This is a genomic window from Actinomycetota bacterium, from assembly GCA_030776625.1.
Taxonomy (GTDB): Bacteria; Actinomycetota; CADDZG01; order CADDZG01; family WHSQ01; genus MB1-2.
This window is the reverse complement of the sequence record JALYHL010000003.1, coordinates 37,866-54,650: the sequence shown is the minus strand read 5'-3', so window position 1 is coordinate 54,650 and position 16,785 is coordinate 37,866. Positions and strand designations below refer to the sequence as shown.

At 62.7% G+C, this 16,785-nt stretch carries 21 protein-coding genes and 3 pseudogenes; 13 read left to right on the top strand and 11 right to left on the bottom strand.

The genetic code is table 11. The features are described 5' to 3' along the window. Positions 1 to 270 precede the first annotated feature (270 nt). Together M3N53_06305 and M3N53_06300 are read right to left on the bottom strand one after the other, a co-directional pair. The gene (locus M3N53_06305) at positions 271 to 426 is read right to left on the bottom strand and encodes a hypothetical protein (GenBank protein MDP9067940.1); all 156 of its coding nucleotides are present in this window, start codon (positions 424 to 426) and stop codon (positions 271 to 273) included. A gap of 205 nt (positions 427 to 631) precedes the next feature. Next, complete coding sequence (locus M3N53_06300; GenBank protein ID MDP9067939.1) at positions 632 to 871, bottom strand: hypothetical protein; 240 nt, start codon at positions 869 to 871, stop codon at positions 632 to 634. Positions 872 to 1,159: 288 nt separating this feature from the next. Between M3N53_06300 and M3N53_06295 the strand changes: the two genes are divergently transcribed. The 4 genes from M3N53_06295 to M3N53_06280 all read left to right on the top strand — a co-directional run bounded on the left by M3N53_06295 (position 1,160) and on the right by M3N53_06280 (position 4,228). Beyond that, complete coding sequence (locus M3N53_06295) at positions 1,160 to 2,047, top strand: hypothetical protein (protein MDP9067938.1); 888 nt, start codon at positions 1,160 to 1,162, stop codon at positions 2,045 to 2,047. Positions 2,048 to 2,680: 633 nt separating this feature from the next. Next, positions 2,681 to 3,001, top strand: coding sequence for a hypothetical protein (locus M3N53_06290; GenBank protein MDP9067937.1), 321 nt, complete (start codon positions 2,681 to 2,683; stop codon positions 2,999 to 3,001). 186 nt (positions 3,002 to 3,187) lie between these two features. Next, the gene (locus tag M3N53_06285) at positions 3,188 to 3,823 is read left to right on the top strand and encodes a hypothetical protein (protein ID MDP9067936.1); all 636 of its coding nucleotides are present in this window, start codon (positions 3,188 to 3,190) and stop codon (positions 3,821 to 3,823) included. Between the two features lie 168 nt (positions 3,824 to 3,991). Beyond that, entirely contained in the window at positions 3,992 to 4,228 is a 237-nt protein-coding gene (locus M3N53_06280; protein MDP9067935.1) for a hypothetical protein, read from the top strand. Between the two features lie 297 nt (positions 4,229 to 4,525). On the opposite strand, the gene M3N53_06275 is transcribed toward M3N53_06280, so the two are convergent. Further along, on the bottom strand, positions 4,526 to 5,005 hold the full coding sequence (locus tag M3N53_06275; protein ID MDP9067934.1) for a hypothetical protein: 480 nt from the start codon (positions 5,003 to 5,005) through the stop codon (positions 4,526 to 4,528). Positions 5,006 to 5,109: 104 nt separating this feature from the next. Here M3N53_06275 and M3N53_06270 point away from each other — a divergent pair, with 104 nt between their 5' ends. The 4 genes from M3N53_06270 to M3N53_06255 all read left to right on the top strand — a co-directional run bounded on the left by M3N53_06270 (position 5,110) and on the right by M3N53_06255 (position 8,075). Continuing rightward, positions 5,110 to 5,808: a lysozyme M1 (1,4-beta-N-acetylmuramidase) gene (locus tag M3N53_06270; protein ID MDP9067933.1), complete on the top strand. Its 699-nt coding sequence runs from the start codon at positions 5,110 to 5,112 to the stop codon at positions 5,806 to 5,808. Between the two features lie 368 nt (positions 5,809 to 6,176). Continuing rightward, positions 6,177 to 6,728 (top strand): hypothetical protein, encoded by a 552-nt coding sequence (locus tag M3N53_06265; GenBank protein MDP9067932.1) that lies wholly within the window; start codon positions 6,177 to 6,179, stop codon positions 6,726 to 6,728. A 118-nt stretch (positions 6,729 to 6,846) separates the two neighbouring features. Continuing rightward, on the top strand, positions 6,847 to 7,341 hold the full coding sequence (locus M3N53_06260) for a hypothetical protein (GenBank protein MDP9067931.1): 495 nt from the start codon (positions 6,847 to 6,849) through the stop codon (positions 7,339 to 7,341). Positions 7,342 to 7,427: 86 nt separating this feature from the next. Then, on the top strand, positions 7,428 to 8,075 hold the full coding sequence (locus M3N53_06255; GenBank protein ID MDP9067930.1) for an HAD-IA family hydrolase: 648 nt from the start codon (positions 7,428 to 7,430) through the stop codon (positions 8,073 to 8,075). Between the two features lie 356 nt (positions 8,076 to 8,431). On the opposite strand, the gene M3N53_06250 is transcribed toward M3N53_06255, so the two are convergent. Genes M3N53_06250 through M3N53_06240 form a run of 3 tightly spaced genes read right to left on the bottom strand, consistent with a single transcriptional unit; the run spans position 8,432 to position 9,197 of the window. After that, positions 8,432 to 8,749 carry a hypothetical protein gene (locus tag M3N53_06250; GenBank protein ID MDP9067929.1) on the bottom strand — a complete coding sequence of 106 codons (318 nt, stop codon included), beginning with the start codon at positions 8,747 to 8,749 and terminating at the stop codon, positions 8,432 to 8,434. A gap of 19 nt (positions 8,750 to 8,768) precedes the next feature. Beyond that, positions 8,769 to 8,951 (bottom strand): hypothetical protein, encoded by a 183-nt coding sequence (locus M3N53_06245; protein MDP9067928.1) that lies wholly within the window; start codon positions 8,949 to 8,951, stop codon positions 8,769 to 8,771. Between the two features lie 9 nt (positions 8,952 to 8,960). Continuing rightward, positions 8,961 to 9,197 (bottom strand): hypothetical protein, encoded by a 237-nt coding sequence (locus tag M3N53_06240; GenBank protein MDP9067927.1) that lies wholly within the window; start codon positions 9,195 to 9,197, stop codon positions 8,961 to 8,963. A 643-nt stretch (positions 9,198 to 9,840) separates the two neighbouring features. Here M3N53_06240 and M3N53_06235 point away from each other — a divergent pair. The 3 pseudogenes from M3N53_06235 to M3N53_06225 all read left to right on the top strand — a co-directional run bounded on the left by M3N53_06235 (position 9,841) and on the right by M3N53_06225 (position 10,765). Next, positions 9,841 to 9,945, top strand: a pseudogene (locus M3N53_06235) (hypothetical protein). Positions 9,946 to 10,003: 58 nt separating this feature from the next. Further along, a pseudogene (locus tag M3N53_06230) lies at positions 10,004 to 10,030 on the top strand (hypothetical protein). A gap of 564 nt (positions 10,031 to 10,594) precedes the next feature. Continuing rightward, a pseudogene (locus tag M3N53_06225) lies at positions 10,595 to 10,765 on the top strand (calcium-binding protein). A 569-nt stretch (positions 10,766 to 11,334) separates the two neighbouring features. On the opposite strand, the gene M3N53_06220 reads toward M3N53_06225, so the two are convergent. Further along, positions 11,335 to 12,498 (bottom strand): S8 family serine peptidase, encoded by a 1,164-nt coding sequence (locus M3N53_06220; GenBank protein ID MDP9067926.1) that lies wholly within the window; start codon positions 12,496 to 12,498, stop codon positions 11,335 to 11,337. A gap of 150 nt (positions 12,499 to 12,648) precedes the next feature. Continuing rightward, the gene (locus tag M3N53_06215) at positions 12,649 to 12,996 is read right to left on the bottom strand and encodes a helix-turn-helix transcriptional regulator (protein ID MDP9067925.1); all 348 of its coding nucleotides are present in this window, start codon (positions 12,994 to 12,996) and stop codon (positions 12,649 to 12,651) included. Between the two features lie 170 nt (positions 12,997 to 13,166). On the opposite strand from M3N53_06215, the gene M3N53_06210 reads away from it, so the two are divergent. Beyond that, positions 13,167 to 14,165, top strand: a complete 999-nt coding sequence (locus tag M3N53_06210; protein MDP9067924.1) for a sigma-70 family RNA polymerase sigma factor — start codon at positions 13,167 to 13,169, stop codon at positions 14,163 to 14,165. A gap of 441 nt (positions 14,166 to 14,606) precedes the next feature. Next, positions 14,607 to 15,032 carry a hypothetical protein gene (locus M3N53_06205; GenBank protein ID MDP9067923.1) on the top strand — a complete coding sequence of 142 codons (426 nt, stop codon included), beginning with the start codon at positions 14,607 to 14,609 and terminating at the stop codon, positions 15,030 to 15,032. A gap of 31 nt (positions 15,033 to 15,063) precedes the next feature. Here M3N53_06205 and M3N53_06200 read toward each other — a convergent pair whose 3' ends face one another. The 3 genes from M3N53_06200 to M3N53_06190 form a co-directional block, all read right to left on the bottom strand. Then, the gene (locus M3N53_06200) at positions 15,064 to 15,291 is read right to left on the bottom strand and encodes a hypothetical protein (GenBank protein MDP9067922.1); all 228 of its coding nucleotides are present in this window, start codon (positions 15,289 to 15,291) and stop codon (positions 15,064 to 15,066) included. A gap of 31 nt (positions 15,292 to 15,322) precedes the next feature. After that, entirely contained in the window at positions 15,323 to 15,709 is a 387-nt protein-coding gene (locus M3N53_06195; protein ID MDP9067921.1) for a hypothetical protein, read from the bottom strand. A 416-nt stretch (positions 15,710 to 16,125) separates the two neighbouring features. Then, positions 16,126 to 16,626, bottom strand: a complete 501-nt coding sequence (locus M3N53_06190; protein MDP9067920.1) for an AAA family ATPase — start codon at positions 16,624 to 16,626, stop codon at positions 16,126 to 16,128. Positions 16,627 to 16,785 lie beyond the last annotated feature (159 nt).

Below are 16,785 nucleotides of genomic sequence, written 5' to 3'. Positions count from 1 at the left end.
ACAGGACTACGCCGGCCAACTCACGGCGGCCGCGGTGTCGATGCTCTCGATGGTGGAGACGGAGCCGACGAGTGCATCGAGGCCGAGGCTCCCATCTTGTGCGAGGGCTAACGCGGCAAAGCTCTAGCCAGACGCCACATGATCCGGAGCACTAATCCAGAGGGCGAGCGGTAGGCGTAGTGACCTGGCCTCAGCCAGCGGGGCCTTTCGGACGAGCAGACGAACATCTGTCTGGTTCGACATCCCGGAGGCCTCGCTCTACGACGGCACCTACGCGTACGAGATCGAGTTCATGGCACGGTCGCAGCGGCAGACGGAACCCGTATCGCTGGCTCGTTGCATCCTCGCCTGCAGCGACGCGGTCGGACCTATGCGGTTCCCGGTTTCGCCCCGGAGCTGAGAATCCTCGACTCCTTGTGCTTCCATGAGGGTTCCTCTTCGTGTTCCTTCAAGGGGAAACCTCTTTGCTCCAGACCCACCGGAACAGCGGAGGAGTCAACAAGAGGGCCAGTAGGACCACCGACATGACGGCCCGCAATAGCAACTGATTTACCTCGATGCCCGGCGGCCACGCGTCCCCCGGAGAAGACTGCAGTCCATCAAGTGAGCGCGACAACAAGCTTGCCCACATCTAGATGTTTAGAAGCCACAAGACCCGCGACCCGTTCCAGATGCCGTACGCGAGCAGTCCGAAGCTCGACACCAGGATGGGGAGACCTAGGAAAACTCCGGGGAAGAACGGCGGGGAGTAATAGGTGACAACGTCCGCCAGGAGGAACGAGCCCATGCAGCTGACGAACACGGTCACCGAGCGAGGCCGCTGGGGAGAAACAGCGCCGGTACTAAAGGTTGTTTCGGCCGCCATCCCCATCTCAACAGCATAGACATACCGGGACACGCCGGCAGGTTTGGCACCCGCCGCACAACGGGGACCCTCGCTGGCGTGCTTCGCTCGGAGCTGTGCCGTCAAGGGTCTGCGGGGCTCCGCTCCAGCCGCTCCGCCCCTTTGATCCGCTGCGCGGACAAAAGCCCTTGACCGCGCTCCTCGCTGCGCAGGAGAGGGTAGTTATGGCATCTCGGGTGGGGGCCTGCTCCGCCTCCTTCGCACTGATGTCCGTGACGCATGCAGTGTCTTGGGCACCTGAAGCGTCGGGTGTGCATGAAGAAGTTCCGGCGCGTCGTCTGCTGGCTTGTCATCGGGACCTCGCTGGTGGCATGCGAGAACCGATCACCAGATCCAAAGCCATCGGTCTCCTCTCCGCCCACTCCAGTCGCGCACGGTGCTGCGGTTGTGTATGTCGTCTCCGGGCACCTGATGACCACCGATCCTCGAGCAAACGAGAGGCGGGACCTGACCCCGCCACAACTCGCTGACGTCTACTCACCTCGGTGGTCACCGGATGGCGAGCGCATCGTGTTCGTGTGCACGCCGCGGTCAACGATGGGCCAAGAGATCTGCGTCATCGCTCGTGACGGATCTGGTTTCGCTCAACTCACGGATACACCGGAGGACGAGTTCTCCCCCGACTGGAGCCCGGACGGGCGCTGGATCGCCTTCCAGGGGGCGACCAGCATCGAGGTCATGCGCGTCGACGGTCAAGGGCGTAGACCCGTGCCCCGGACCGCGAACTCTGGAGAGCTTGGGTGGCGGGACGCCTCCCGCATCGTCTACGTCGGCGGAAGCCGGGACGGAGGCGACATCTACACGATCCGCGCCGACGGCAGGGGCAAGCGCCGCTTGACACGCCCACACGAGGGCGAGGAAGGACATCCCCGCTGGGGGCCGCGCGGTGACTGGATCGGATTCCAGCGCACCACGGAGCTCGGGGTCTTCGACCTGTTCACGAGGCGACGCGATGGGTCGCGGGTCCGTCGGCTAACCCGCCCGCAACAAGACCACCAGGTTGTTCGTCAAGTCGCAACGCATGGGGACGTGTTCGGTGACGGTCAGAACCTCTGGCTCGTGCGCAGGGACGGAGGTGGTCTACGAGCTGAGTTGAAGGTCGGGAGCATCAACATGGAGAGCCCAGACTGGACCGGACGGTGAACCACCGCGTCACCGTGCTCCCCGTAGCGTTGCTGTTGGTCGCGTGCGGGACGCCGGCCCGAAGGTGGAGCCCCAGGTGACAAGGACGCCGGCCCGCTTCACCATCCCAGAGGGAGATAGGTGAGCATCGCTCGCGGCGTCCACAACCCGCGCAGGTTCACCCCAGCTTCACGTCACGAACGTCGGGGGCGAAGCTGGGCGGCCCAGGTGCACGTTGTGGGTCGGTCGTGACAGGGGCGACCGAGGAAGCGGAGTCGTCAAAGGGACCGCCGAAGGCGGCGGCGAGGATAAGGCGCGGGGCGGTACCAGCCGCTTTGACGATGTAGCGATCGCTGCTAGGTCAGGCAGGCGGAAGCCGTCGACAGGTGGCAGAGCGGAAGTTCGTTCACGAGCTCGGAGGTCGGGGAACAAGTGAGGCCGTGGCGACGTCCGAGAGGCATGCGGATGCGATTCTTCGTGCTTGTGCTCCTGCTACTGACGGCGTGTGGTCAGGAAGCGGCCTCCACTAGCCCGGGCTCTACGCAGGCCGCCACTGATGTGGCGATATCCATCAACCGAGCGAACAGTGGTTTGCCACGTGTGTTCGCCTCGACCGGTGACCGACGTCACCGCGCTAGTACCGGTTCTTTCACTTTGACGCACGCATCTCGCGGAGATACAGGCGGAGCTACGGCTGCAGATGGTCTGCCTAACACCGAGATCGGGGCACCCGATTGGGCCATCGAGGCAGGTGAGGTCAGATTCCATCTCGACGCGTTCCGTGGCGTGGACTCGGCGGTGATGGAGGTGTGTCTCGACCCGCGATGCGAGCGCTCTATCGCCGGCGATCGGCTCGACCTGTCTGAGGAGACAACTTGGACGGTCGAACTGCGCGAGGGCATCTACGTCCTGGATATCTGGCTGACCTTCGCGGGAGGTGATGCTGGGTACCTCTGGACGTTCGAGGCTCGTTAGCCCTTTCGGCCGAAGGCCGACCCCCACCGACCGAAGACGCAGCCGACGAAGGAGGCGCTGAGGTCGGACTTCCTTCCGGTGCTACGTGAAAGAGGAGCCGGCGACCGAGGAGGCTGTGGACGTCGGCTACGAAGAACAGCCATAGCGATCTCGATCGAGAACCTGGCACAGAGATACGCTCGCGATATGAGACGGGCCATGGGAGCCGCGTTAGGAGCCCTCGCGGGCTTGGGATTCTCGACCATGGGGTTGGTCGACACCAGCAACGGCTTCACCATCAACTCACTAGGTGGCAACGACGCGACACCCGCGGTGACGGCCGCCGGTGTCGTGATCGGAGGTCTCCTCGGCGCAACTGTGTTGTGGCGCTTCCCCCTCGCGATCCTCGGTGCCATCGTCGGCCTCGCCGCAGGCATGTGGCTGCGCGACAACGCGACCGTAGGTACTGTCCAGCCACCGTGGGTCTTCTTGTTGCTATTCGGCTTACCGGCCGTTGGGATCGCCGTCGGCTACTCGCTGCACCTCCCTAGAACCACATGGGCGCGCCACTCGGCTGTAGGTGGTGCGCTTGCCGGTCTCGGGGCTGCAACTGTTAGCTATGCGGCGGTCGCGATGCTCTGGGCCTCGGCTGCACATGACCCGAGGTGCGACCCGATCCCACTACCTGACGGCGGTGTTCGGGTTCCACTGTGCCCCGACATAAGTACGCCCTTCTGGATCGTTCTCGTGGCTGCACTCGTAGGAGTAGCTGTCGGCATCTTCACCCATGCCAAGCTCGATTCAACTGTTGTCCCCGCCTCGGACCTCCCAACCACGTCTTAGCTACAGGGACACGCTCCCCTTCTCTTCCGTCCGAAGACGCAGCCAACGAAGGAGGCGCTGAGGATGGACTTCCTTCCGGTGCTAGGTGAAAGAGGAGCCGTCGACCGGGAGGCCGTGGAAGGTCGGCTACGCCCGCCCCGAGGGGCAGGCAGGTCTTACTCTCAGTCGATGGATCGCGAGGAGCTGAAGCAACGGCTCGATGAGGCTGGCGTCCGCCCCGAGTCGTATCACCTCTACGGAGCTCACATGTCTGAGCGATACGTGCTGCTCGAGCAGGGTCAACAGTGGAGCGTCTTCTACTCAGAACGTGGCCTCGAAACCGGAAAGCGGACCTTCGACAGCGAGTCAGAAGCATGTAAGTACCTCTTCGGTCTGCTGACAGGTGACCCGACGACGCGAGATTGATCCGCAGCGTTCGCGATTGGCTATGGGAACCCGCAGGAACAACCCAGGTCAACTAAGGGTATTGGTTTGCACCCTCACCTCGCAGTGCTCGCTCGGGCCAGAGGCCGACCCCACCGACCCGAGGGACGCAGCCGACGAAGGAGGCGTTGAGGATTGGTTCCTTTCGGTGCTAGGTGAAAGAGGGAGCCGTCGGCCGAGGAGGCTGTGGAAGATCGGAGGGTGGCGAAGAGGTGCCCGGCGTTCAGTCCGACCAGCTCAGGTTCACGAGATATGGGTCGTGGCCTCCGCCTTGACCGGTTAATCGTCGACGAGGCTCACGGAGACAACAACGTGCGCGTCACTTCGCAGATCCTTTGGGTACACCGTTCTGAGGTAGGAGGTCCTGCTATCTGAGATATCGAGCTGAACGTTGCCCTTGCGGTACGTGAGCAGATTCGACTGCGGGTGGTCGTACAGCTCCCACCCTTCTCTACGCAGGTGCTCGACGTAACGCTGGACACCAGTTGGTTCCTCACTCCCGGAGAGGACGTACATCCGGTCCGGACAACCTGCACTGCCGCACGACAACTCGTGCCACTCGATCTCCCATCTGGTGGATGCGGGTAAAGCGTCCTCCGGCGGCGTGTCGTAGTGCCACGCGTCACAGAAGTCGTTCGAAAAAGAGTTGTAGTCGGCGCAGACCGCGTCCCCAATCGCTCCGAAGATCAAGCGAGCCCCGAACAGAAGAAGGCCTATAACGATGAAGGGGCCCAGGACGATCGCTGCGGTTCTGAGCACGATGGACCAGCTGCTCTCACCTTTAGGGCGCGACGCGGCAGAACTCGACATACCTCTATCTTGCCCCTGCTACCGCTTCAACCTACCTCTGTCACCATTCACGCATGCCCAGCGTCCGCACCAACAGTCGCAGAACAGCGCTCAAGCTCACCGCGGCGCTGATCCTTGTAGCATTCGGCGCTGCGGCCTGGTGGTTCATCTGGGTCCCCAACTGGCGGCCCCCGTTGCGGAACGGCGAGACATATGGGATCGATGTTTCCGCCCACCAGGAGGCCGTCGATTGGGATGCGGTTGCCCAAGATGAGATCGAGTTCGCCTACGTCAAGGCAACCGAGGGCGGCGACTTCGTAGACAGGCGATTTGCGGTGAACTGGCGCGACACCGCTGACGCGGGCATAGAGCGGGGTGCGTATCACTTCTTCACCCTGTGCACGCCCGGCCGGCTTCAGGCGGAGCACTTTCTAAAAGTGGCTGCCCCCGATCCAGACGCACTACTTCCCGCGGTGGATCTCGAACTTGCAGGCAACTGTTCCGCGCGGCCTGCGGCCGAAGACGTCTACGAGGAACTGCAGACGTTCCTGGACGTTGTCGAACAGGCATGGGAACGCCCGGTCCTGCTTTACCTCGGTAACGACTTCGAAGCCATGTATCCCGTGCGAGAGCGACTGGAGCGACCTCTTTGGTTGAGAAGATTTCTCCTGCGTCCAGGCGAGTCGTGGCTCATCTGGCAGCTGCACGGATACGCGCGTGTGGACGGCGTCTCGGGAGGCGTCGACCTCAACGTCATGCGTCAATCACCCTGACAGCTTGACGTCGGAGCGGCCGGTGCTAGGTGAAAGAGGGAGCCGTCGACGGGAGGCTGTGGAAGGTCGGCTACGTGGCGGTCCGCAGGTGGAACGTCACCGATCCAGAAGAGGTCAGCTCCACTAAATATGGCTTGTTGGGTCTTTCGGTTTCCAACTGGCTACAAGGGGCAGTCTCAACACCTAGCGGCAGAGGCACTTGCCAGGAGGCGCCATGGCAACCCACGCTGCCGTTCCGCCAACAGCGACGGAGCCCGCCCGCAGGGTTGTAAGAAGCGACAAATCGCCACAACTTGCAGGTATCGGCACGAACTGGCGAAGGTCCATCTACTGAGTCCAGCGAAGGGCTCTCGGCGGAAGGACGCACGATGAAGAAGATCCTGAGTCTCCTGGTTGTAGGCGTCCTCGTCGGATCAGCTCTTGTCGCCAATGCGGCAACAACCACAAGCGCCAACGACCCGGACGACGCGGGTGGGCGGCTGGACATCAGCTTTGTCGAATTCCAACGCGGTGGCGACAAGGTCACCCTGACCCTGCGCACGTACGAGAAGTGGCGTTGTCGCCTGTTGAAGGACGACACATCGTCCGCACAAGGAGCAGCTGAGGCATACGAAGACGGCAAGGCCGCGTGGTTGCTGTGGAGCTTCGGAACGGATCGCAGAGGCGACGCCGAGCACACTGGGTTCTTCCGCTGCAAGAACGGTCGGCTTAAGTTCGAGATGCATCGCCAGGATGCCTCTTACGGAGCACGCCGGCCGAGCCGCCGCACGGTCAAAGTGACGCTGCCTGTAAACCGCTTCGGGCTCGGCAAGCAGCGCCTACGGGTCTACGCGGGCAGCCAGTTGAACGGACAATTCGGAGACCAGACGTTCTTCGACGAGATCGACCAGTCGCCGCACCTGCACCCCTACAAGAGCTAGCGGACTGCGATCAGGTCAGCAGCAATAACGCTCCCCAGCAAAACCGGGGACGTCTTTCCTGCCGTAGTCCTAGGTAGACGCGGGAGCACCAGGCTTTCATCGACGACAAGGGGGGCTTGTGAAGAAGGTCACCAGAGTCCGAACGCTGTTGCTAGCAACCGCTGCGATCGTCCTGTCGCAGGTCGGCGCGTCCGCACACCTGGGCGGCCACAGCGATCCTGATGATGTTGGTGGGAAGCTGGACATGAGGCGGGTCGAGATATCGCCTTCGGGTCGACACCTAACCGTCACCGTCCGCACACACGACCGGTTCCATCGCGACGATCTAGAGGCACAAGAACAGGGTTTCCACGTCCGTCTCGATAGCCGCCGCGATAGGCGGTGGGATTTCACGTTGCTCATGAATACCGAACATACGGTCCCCGAGTGCACGCTCTACGCCCGAGACGGGTTCACGCGCTACGGAAATCGGGGGACCAAGCGTCCCCGTTCGATGTCGTGCTCGTTCCCCCGCGCGGACCTCAACCAGACGCGCCATCTCCGTTGGAAGGTCCGCAGCTACGACTTCCCCAACGAGGACTTCGCTCCGAACAGGGGCTGGTACCGCCACTAGCCGGATCAGAGGTCCCCGGAATATCCAGCCGGGACCGCTGGAAGGACCCAGGAGACTTCTACTAGGTCGGCAATTACCCTGCACACATGCGCGGGCTGATCTTCGACTTCGACGGCCTCGTCATCGATAGCGAAACACTCACCGCGAAGGTTGCGATGGAAATCGTTTCTGAGCGCGGGGGGACTAGCGAGCTAGGTGATTGGGCCCCGCTCTTCGGACCCACCGGGCCCGATATCGATACTGAATGGGGCCGAACATTGACACGGCTGCTCGGGCCCCACGTGGATCCGGCTGAGTTTGATGCGCTACTCACGGAACGTCGCCGGCCTCTCGTTGACGATCTGCAGCCGCTACCTGGAGTCCTAGAGCTGATGGAGGCAGCGCGGAAGAAGGGCTGGAAGATCGGGCTCGCGACTGGGCATGACGGGACGCCTTTGATGAGCACCCTGGAGCGACTTCGACTCCTCGGACGATTCGACGCGATCGTTCAAACGACGGAGGTTGGACGATCCAAACCGGCGCCTGACATATTGCTGGAAGCTGCTCGCCGATTGCAGCTCGATCCACACGAATGTCTCGTGCTCGAAGACTCCATCGCGGGCTACCAAGCGGCAGAAGCAGCAGGAATGAGTGTCGTCGTGTGTCCATGCGAGGTGACAAAGTTCTCTACCTTTCCCGACGAAGTGATGCTTGTGGAATCGCTTGTTGATGTGAACCTCGACGACTATCCATGACAACGCCCGCCGAGCGAGCTCGCAGCCCGCAGGGACCGAGCGAGTTCGGATCAAAACAGCCTTGACTGCACGCGGGGGCGGAAGACGTCGGCGATCTCGAGCCAGGAGATGACGCCGCCGAGCATCCGGTCCGGGTTGTAGAGCGTGACGCCTCGGATGGGGCCCTTACCGACGCGGTTGTAGCCGAGCGCGTCGTAGTACCAACCTGATTCCGGGAAGCCGGTCCAGTGGTCGCACGGGCCGGAGCTGCGCCGGAGCTCTTCGGCGACCCACGCTTTAGCAGCCTTGCCGTCGGTCAGCTCGAGGAGCTGAGGCAGCGGGTCGCGGCTGCCGGAGCCTTCGGAGAGCGCAGCCCTTCACGCTGTTGCACTCGTCGTAGTCAACATCGGCTTCGTCAGAGGAGTACGAGTGCGACTCGTATCCCGGAAGCCGTAGTCCGGGTCGTAGAGACACGGACACCGGCGCGAGAACCCCGATCGCTTGATGCGGTCAAGTACAGCTTGGCGGACCGCATCGGGTATCAAGTAGATCGATCCTCCCGCGATGCCGGCGCGCAGCTGGTCAATGCGCCGGTTGCGTTCGTCTCGTTCCTCGAGACACACGTCGTGCGCGTAGTGGTTGATCTCCTCCACGTAGCTCGCATCAGCCGAAGCTGAGGCAGCGGTTCGTGGCACCAGTAGCAGAGCTCCGCCATCACCCCACGGCCTTCCCGAAACGAGTTGCCAGGATCAGCGGACGAGCCGCGGCGCTCGATTCGTTCTCAAGCGCGAGGTGGACAGCCACCCGAAAGCCGAGCTCGACGAGCGCCCGCTCGAAGTCCTCCCCCTCTGCGGAACGCAAGCTCGAAGCGCCCCACGAGCCGGCGGTGGTTGTCACTGGCCTTCATCACGCCACCTCTTTCTCGACCACGCGGCCGATGTACTGCTTGTGGTCCACCAACGCCCCGATGAAGTCCCAGTAGTCACAGTGGGAGGCGATCTCGTAGTCGAGACCGAAGCCGCGGTCGCGGACGACGAGCCAGTAACCGTCCGAGCCTTGACCACCGATGTCACTGGCCGAAACGTGCTCGTAATCGTCGAGCGAATCTGCGAAGCGGGTGACTTCCTTCTCGAGTAGTGCCACTGCGCCCTCCTTCTGGTCGACGGCTTTCGTCGTCGCGGAGCGCGCGGCATCAGCGGAGGGGTCAAGGGAACCGGCGGAGCCGGCGGCGAGGATAAGGAGCGAAGCGGTACCGGAGCCGCCTTGACCCAGGAGCGCCGTGCGCTAAACGGAAAACGGCCGTCGACCTGGCCGGCGCTGCGCGAGGAAGAGATGAGGTCTAGTTCGCTACCTATAGTCGAGGGACACGCCGAACAACCGCGGGCGAGTACCGACCGCAGCATGAAAGGAGCCGCAATGAGCGACACGTTCTTCATCACCATGAGGAGGTTCCGAAGGAGTACCTGGCGGGCCTGCACCAGATGGAGAGCGACGGCGCCATAGACCAGCTTTAGAAGCAACGTCTTGGTACGCCTGCCCGTCTAGGCATACAAGAGGCGGTGAAGCCGCGGCAGCGACGGCCGATCCCTCGCTACAGGACTCCGAGGTAGCAGGAGGATCAGATGATGTACCGAACGTTGTCTTGCGGACTCATAGCAGCTCTGACGAGCGGCGTTCTTCAGACCGGCGTTGCGCTCGGTGCGCCGGCCTGTTTCGGCAGGCGCGCGACGATCGTCGGGAGTGATCGCTCCGAAACCCTACGGGGAACGCCTGGAGGCGACGTCATCTTCGGCGGGGGTGGCGCCGACCGGATCTATGGGGGCGGCGGCGACGACCTCATCTGTGGCGGGGCCGGCTTCACAGACCGCCTGATCGGTGGTGGCGGCGATGACCGGATCCGGGGGGATGGCGGCAAAAACATCCTCGTCGGCGGCCGGGGTCATGACGTATTGATCGGCGGACCGACGCGGGACACTCTTACGCCGGGACCTGGACGAGACCGTGTCGATGGCGGAGGACAGACGTCTGACGAAGGCATCGCGTTCGTGGACGAGGTTCTGTACGAAGCGGCCCCCAGATCGGTCAAGGTCGATCTCGCACGTGGGTTCGCCCGCGGCGAGGGCCGAGACGTACTCACCCGGCTGGAGAACATCTCGGGGTCGGCTTCCCACGACATCCTGCGTGGGACGAGCGGGGGCAACCGGATCCTCTCAGGTTCCGGCGATGACACGGTGATTGGCCGCGGAGGTGACGATGTACTGCGGGCCGAGGAAGGGAACGACCGCGTTACAGGTGGCGCCGGTGCAGACAGCCTCGATGGCGCAGCGGGCGATGACGCCTTGCACGGAGGTCTCGGACGAGACGAGGTCGACTACCTCGGATCCCCGACACCTAGCGGCATGATCGTCGACCTTCGTGCAGGGACGGCCGAGGGCGGACAGGGACGAGACACCCTCACGGCCATCGAAGCGGTCTTCGGCACCGACCATGACGACGTAATCATCGGAAGCGATGCCGCTGAGGAGTTGCGCGGGAGTCGGGGTGATGACCACATCGTCGGTGGCGATGGCGATGATGAGCTGAGCGGGGGGCAGTACACAGACGCGGCCATAGGCAGCGGCAACGACAGGGTTGAGGGCGGCGGTGGCAACGACTTGGTCCTCGGAGCTGATGGGAACGATGACCTCTCAGGAGGCGCAGGGGATGACGTCATCTACGCTCACGACTCTGACTATGGGCGTGCGACGCCGGGAGACGATGCAGTGGACGGCGGGGAAGGGGTGGATCAATTGAATTACCTGATCGCGCCGGTTGAGGTGGACCTTGCCGTCGGGATCGCGACCGGGGACGGCACCGACACCATCAGCGCCGTCGAGAACCTTTACGGCAGCTACGGGGCGGACCGGCTGCTGGGTGATGGTGACGACAACGTCATCACCGGAGGACCGCGAAACGGTCCCGACTCGGGCGACTACCTGGACGGGCGGGAAGGGATCGACACGCTTGACGGCGGAGCTGGCCCGGATACCTGCTTGAACGGCGAGACGCTTCGCAACTGTGAAGCGTGATCGACGTGAGCGTTTAGACCTGGGGCGAATGGCTCGCGAGAACCTATAACGCCCCACCCCTTCGTAGACGGTCGACGCTTCGTCGGGCGAGGACCCAGCCAAAGCACCACCCGAGGCCGGAGCCCGGCCGAAGCCGGGCTTCGAACGTGCCGGGTACAAGGAGGAGGCTACGCTGCGGCCGCCGGAGGGGCCGGGGGAACCCTCGCCTCAGCTCAAGAGCACTGCTCTACGGCCGCGGCCGCGTCAACCTCTCCATATCCATAGACCGGATCGAATTGGCCGCGCTGACCCGTATGAGGGTTCAGGGCTGTTGCGGTGAGACACTCAACGATCTCCTCGTTGCTAAGACCCTCGGCTGCGAGCAAAGCTGCAACTCCAGCAACGTGCGGGCTCGCCATCGAGGTGCCCACCCAGCTGATATAGCCGCTCGTACCACAGCTGTATTCCGGCCCCGGCAGGACCGTCGACCACACGCCCTCATCGCTTGCGCAATCGAAGTTGGCCGCGAGAGACCCTCCGGGCGCCGAAAGCGTCAAACGCGGCTCGGACTTGACCAGGGGACTCCCGTACCAGCTGTGCATGCCGTCGCGATCAACCGCTCCGACACATAGCACCATCGGGTCGCTGGCGGGGTATTCGCAGGGCAGGACGAAGTCGTTGCCGGCCGCAGCTACAAGCACGACCCCTTTCTTCCAGGCGTGTTTGATTGCGTCCGAGACTGCCTGCGCACTGGTGGGGTTCTCGACCAATGGAAAAATCGTGAAGCTCATATTGATGACCTCGGCCCCGTGATCGGCCGCATAGCGGATGCCTTTTGAAACCGCTTCGGTCACGGCCCCATTGTTCTGAGCTGCATCTTCAAGACCTAGAACCCGCACGGGCATGATCTTCGCGTCCGGGGCCACACCTGCAATGCCAATCCCATTGTTGGTGTTAGCAGCAGCGATCCCGGCGACGTGGGTTCCATGACCATCCTCGTCTTGCGGGCCATCACAGCCCGGTGTCACTGCGAAATCCATGCCTTTAACTAGCTTCTTCCGCAGATCGGGATGGCTGAGGTCCACCCCACCATCGAGGACCGCGATCACGGCACCCTTTCCGGTCGCGCCCTGCTTCCACGCAGCGGGGGCGTTGATTCGTCGCAATCCCCATTGCTGTTCAAAGAGGGGATCCCGCCCCTTGCCCGCGGCGCCTCCTTCGTACTGCCCCGCGGGATGGCGACATGCGCCCGCGTCGGATGGCGTCGCGCGACCCCAGCTCACCACGACCGCGACGAGAAGAACGCCTACAACGCCGAGCACTCGCCAGGCCAACAACCCGGATGGTCGTACATGCGACTGGCGGTCGAGCAGGAAACCTGTTCCTGTCCTCTTCATCAAATTCTTCCTTTCTCATTGCTGCCTGCCTCTGTCGTGAGAGAGGCGCATCCAGCCTGCGGCAGCACGCGACCCCAGGTGCTCTTCCTCACTTCAACTTCTTCATCTAGCTTCCTGCGACAGCCGATGACCAACCGGCGACGCATCAGCTCAAAAGCCACGGCGCGCGAGTTCGGTCGCAAGCTGCTGGATCGTCCTTACTCCGAACTGATCACTCAGGCGCGCAACCTGTCTCTGGACGGTCCTGGCCGAGATCCCGAGCTCGCGCGCTATCTGCGCGGTACTTAGACCCCGAGCCAGGAGGCGCACGAGTGGAACCTGGGCGGAAGCGATGCCATGTTCGACCGGAGCGTTGGAAAGGAGCTGCGCGGTTTCTGCCGGCAGCATCGGCACGAGCATCATCGGTATCGCCCGCGACCGCCACCGCTCCGGAACCGACTCCGGGCTAAGGATCACCCACCCGGGGACCTCCCGCTCTGGGTGGCCCTCGTTTCTCATCCGAATCCCCTTCCTCGTGCCGGCTTTGCCAACGGGGTACCCGCAGCACCGGGCTGGCGATTACATGGCATGACAAAGAAGGGGTGGAAGTTGCGACAACGTGAGTCGTCACCGCGACACCGATTGACGCGCATTACCGAGATCGGCGTTGCGAGTACCTTTAGGCAGCGGTGGCCACGCGAGGGATGTCCCTCAACGACGAATCCGGACGCTCCTTTGACCAGGAGTGGCCCGAGTTCGCGCGTCGGCTGGAGCGCTTCCTTGCAGCAAAGGGCGTAGACACTTGGCTTCGCGCAGATGTCGTTCAGGAGACTGCGACCCGTGTCTATCAAAAGTGGCCGAGACTCGATCAATCTCGCCCGCTGTGGAACCTCGTCGTCACGATCGCGCTTGGCGTCCTGGTCGACGAACGCCGGAAGGCCTCGAGAGCTGACCTCGTCCCCCACGTCCCGCAAGCCGAAGTCGAGGACGTTGAGACCCGAGCACTGCATCGCCTCCACCTCATAAGGACGCGGACCGCACTCGAGCAAGTCCCTCAAGAACAACGCCGTGTGCTGTTGGCAGAAATAGGCGAGGCACCCAGTCTCGATGGGCCTAATAGCCGCATAAACGTCCTGCGCTTCAGGGCACGAGCCGCGTTGAAGAGAAAGGTTGGTCCCTGGGCCCCTGCGGGCGTCGCGCTACGGGTGCGTTTGGCATCCGGGCGGAAGTTGTTCGAACGTTTGATGATGCATCCGCAGTTCGCCGAGGGCGCCTTGGCGGTGCTTGCCTCGCTCGCCGTAACCGTCGCCTCGCTCGGCCTTGGGACTGACGGGGTCGAGGCATCCGCTTCCCGGCGCACGATCGCGCTAGGGGACTTGACTAGGGGCGGCCTCGCGGACATGAGAAACGGCATCCTTAGTGCTGGCGGCGCTCGGCGCCTCGCGACTTCGCCCGGACGCTCGAACGATTCGGGCGGGACCGCTGAGCAAGGAGCCGAAAGTGACTGGCAGGACGATCCCATCTACGCGCAGGAGACAGCGCGACGAGCCGGTAGGAGTGCAGATCGTCTCCGCCGCTCTGGCGACCGTGCGGCACGGGATATGAGCCGGGCCGCGCGGGACGTTCGGAACAGCGGCCGGCGGATAGTAAGGGACGCCGAAAGGACCGTAGAGGATGTGCTGCCATGACGAGAGCAAGAGCGTCGACGATGCTCCTCATCATGTAAGTCTGACGTGAGCTTGCTGCGGGATGCAGTACCGCCACGCTCCCGAAGTGGACGAAGCCGCTCACGTTCATCTGAATCTCTTACGCGAGAAACCTCCGGCTAGAGCCCGAGGCTTCTCTAGTTGAAGTAATTACGCACTCTGGTTTTCCTCCGCCGAGGACGAAGCCGAAGGCCGAACCCAGCTAAGTCGCGTCGAAGCTGGCCGAAGCCGGGCTCTGAACTCGCCCGGTCGTGGGGAGGATTACCGCGCTGCCGCCGCAGGGCCCGTGGTCGGAACACCGCCGAAAGTGGTCATCTACACGGGGCTTGCGGGCCGCCAAAAAGGAAGGAGAAGGGACAAAAACCTAGAATCCGGACTAGGTTGGTAGGTCCTTTAAAGACGCGTTTGACGCAGGAGGCACATATGCGCAAGATCATCCCCACTCTGATCGCCGCCCTCTTGTCGGTGTCTCTCGCACCCACATCGGGCGCGGCAGCTTCGGACCGGGAGGTCACGAAGGCATACACGATGGCCAACGGCACGGTCGTCTACAACTCAGCTTCGGCCGAGTGGTCGATTGGCACTCAGTACAAGGTCTTCCGCCCGCAGCCGGGTGAACGCTTCGTGTCGATCTCGGTATCCGACGATGCAGGGCAGCCAGTCAGCGGCCACGTGCACATCAGACGCGAGGGGAAGCTCGACCACGTCGACTTCTGCAACGAGACCCAGACACCGATCGAACTGGGAGCCGCTAAGAAGGTTGAGATTGGGGTGCATCTGGGCACCTGTTCCGACGCCACGCCCTCGCTCGTCACGCAAGGAACCATCACAGCCACATTTTCAAGGTAGTCCTCTCCTCATACATGAACAGAGCCCCGGCTTAGCCGGGCTCTGTTACTTGCGGCCGCTTCAGGCGGTCCTGCTTCTCCTCGTCCAGGACGCAGCCGAAGGACCGTCCGAGCCGACGCAAACCCTCTGCGGTGGACTTGGCTACCTCTGCGACCGCGAACTGAAGATCCGGTCCCAAGTGGTTGACCTGGATCTCGACCGTCTGGCGCTTGTCACCGTCGTTGTCCTGCCAGCTGCGCTCGACGCGCTTGCCAGCCACAAACACGGACACGTCGCAACAGGCAGCGAAGTCAGCCAACTGCAGCGGCGAATGCGCGCAGGATCGGGTGAGGGGACCGCTTGTCCGATCGCGTCTGTGGGAGGAAGAGCGTGCCCACGAAGAACGGATGATCACGGCGCTCCACCAATCGCACTTCGCCGCCGTCGTCGATTGCCCCGATGCGGAGGCCCGATTCCTCTAGAAGAGGTACGAATTCGGGGTTGACTCCGTAGTTGCAGTAGTAGTCCTCGAGCGCTCGCTCACGGCCATACCAATCACGCGCTAGTGAATCCCGCACGAGCTGGATCGGATGTTCTTGACCGACCAGCGAACAACTGAGACTTGTGATCGCAAGGCGTCGCGCATCCGGCGAGGTTTCCTCATGGTCTGCGTCTCGGAACCCGAGAACGTTGCGCACATGCTCAACAACGATGTGCTGGAAACCACCTCAGGTACCCACGAGCGGAACTCCGCGCTCCCGGGCGAGTCGAATCACATCGAGCGCCGCCTCCATGTCTCGATACGGACTGGCCGGCGCGACGAGAATCCCACGCAAACGCTCTATTTCAGCCCACCTCTGCCGCACTTCCTCCGTGCCCACCCACCCGAAGGGGAGTCCATCGATCGCTTGTAGGGCATTGTTCGTCGCGGCATGGGTCGGGTTGCGTTCGTTGTAGTCGCCAATAACGCCAATCACTTCTGTATCGTCGCATGACTACCCTATGGAGTCCTCTTCACGTACCGAAGCCGACCGACGCCGGACTCCGAGCTGTGCCGGGTCGCGGGGAGAGGTTACCCGGCTGCCACCGCAGGGCCGGGGGTTTCCCTTGCCTGCTATTTACTTGCTTCGCAGTGACGAAGGATCTCGTCGACGACGTGTACGACCGGTGCGGTCGCGTCGATCGAAATGCCGTTCTTCGGAAGGTCTTCCTTCGTCTGATGCAATCGCCAGATGAGTTCCCGTTTCGGTGGCTTTCCGCCACCCCACTCAGAGTCCGGTCGCTCGTCAAGTCGCCGATTCAATGTGTCAAGGTCGACTTCAAGGACAAAGACGCCGTCGAAGAGATCTACAAACTTTGCGTGATTTCTTGAACCACCGCAGAAAAACGTTACCGGTTCATCTTTGTTGGCGACCAACGCTTTTACTTTATCTGCACGCCAAATGTGGTGCTCGTGTGTGAAGCCATCCGTCGGCTCACCGGTGTCCGGATCGCCTTGGTAAGCCAATTCCCGGTCACCATGAATGGCGTGGTAGCCGCGCCGCTGCAATTCATCGCAGACCGACGTCTTGCCGGTGCCGGAAACGCCTTCGATCAGATAATTCCTAATGCCCATCTGTTAGAGGCTAAACACGATGTGGGTCGACATCCCGCCTCTCACAACCGTGGGGCGGCGCGGTGACGCGCCCTCGGACCATGGTGACACGCTCAGCGCGTTTAGGCGGAAACAAGCGCCTGTTCGCTGCGCTTACAAATGCGAAAGACAAAAGACAGT

Bases quoted from the DNA above. Each gene is read 5' to 3' on its own strand.
- M3N53_06305 (MDP9067940.1), bottom strand. From the start codon at position 426: ATGGAAGCACAAGGAGTCGAGGATTCTCAGCTCCGGGGCGAAACCGGG.
- M3N53_06300 (MDP9067939.1), bottom strand. From the start codon at position 871: ATGGGGATGGCGGCCGAAACAACCTTTAGTACCGGCGCTGTTTCTCCC.
- M3N53_06295 (MDP9067938.1), top strand. From the start codon at position 1,160: ATGAAGAAGTTCCGGCGCGTCGTCTGCTGGCTTGTCATCGGGACCTCG.
- M3N53_06285 (MDP9067936.1), top strand. From the start codon at position 3,188: ATGAGACGGGCCATGGGAGCCGCGTTAGGAGCCCTCGCGGGCTTGGGA.
- M3N53_06280 (MDP9067935.1), top strand. From the start codon at position 3,992: ATGGATCGCGAGGAGCTGAAGCAACGGCTCGATGAGGCTGGCGTCCGC.
- M3N53_06270 (MDP9067933.1), top strand. From the start codon at position 5,110: ATGCCCAGCGTCCGCACCAACAGTCGCAGAACAGCGCTCAAGCTCACC.
- M3N53_06265 (MDP9067932.1), top strand. From the start codon at position 6,177: ATGAAGAAGATCCTGAGTCTCCTGGTTGTAGGCGTCCTCGTCGGATCA.
- M3N53_06255 (MDP9067930.1), top strand. From the start codon at position 7,428: ATGCGCGGGCTGATCTTCGACTTCGACGGCCTCGTCATCGATAGCGAA.
- M3N53_06220 (MDP9067926.1), bottom strand. From the start codon at position 12,498: ATGAAGAGGACAGGAACAGGTTTCCTGCTCGACCGCCAGTCGCATGTA.
- M3N53_06215 (MDP9067925.1), bottom strand. From the start codon at position 12,996: ATGAGAAACGAGGGCCACCCAGAGCGGGAGGTCCCCGGGTGGGTGATC.
- M3N53_06205 (MDP9067923.1), top strand. From the start codon at position 14,607: ATGCGCAAGATCATCCCCACTCTGATCGCCGCCCTCTTGTCGGTGTCT.
- M3N53_06190 (MDP9067920.1), bottom strand. From the start codon at position 16,626: ATGGGCATTAGGAATTATCTGATCGAAGGCGTTTCCGGCACCGGCAAG.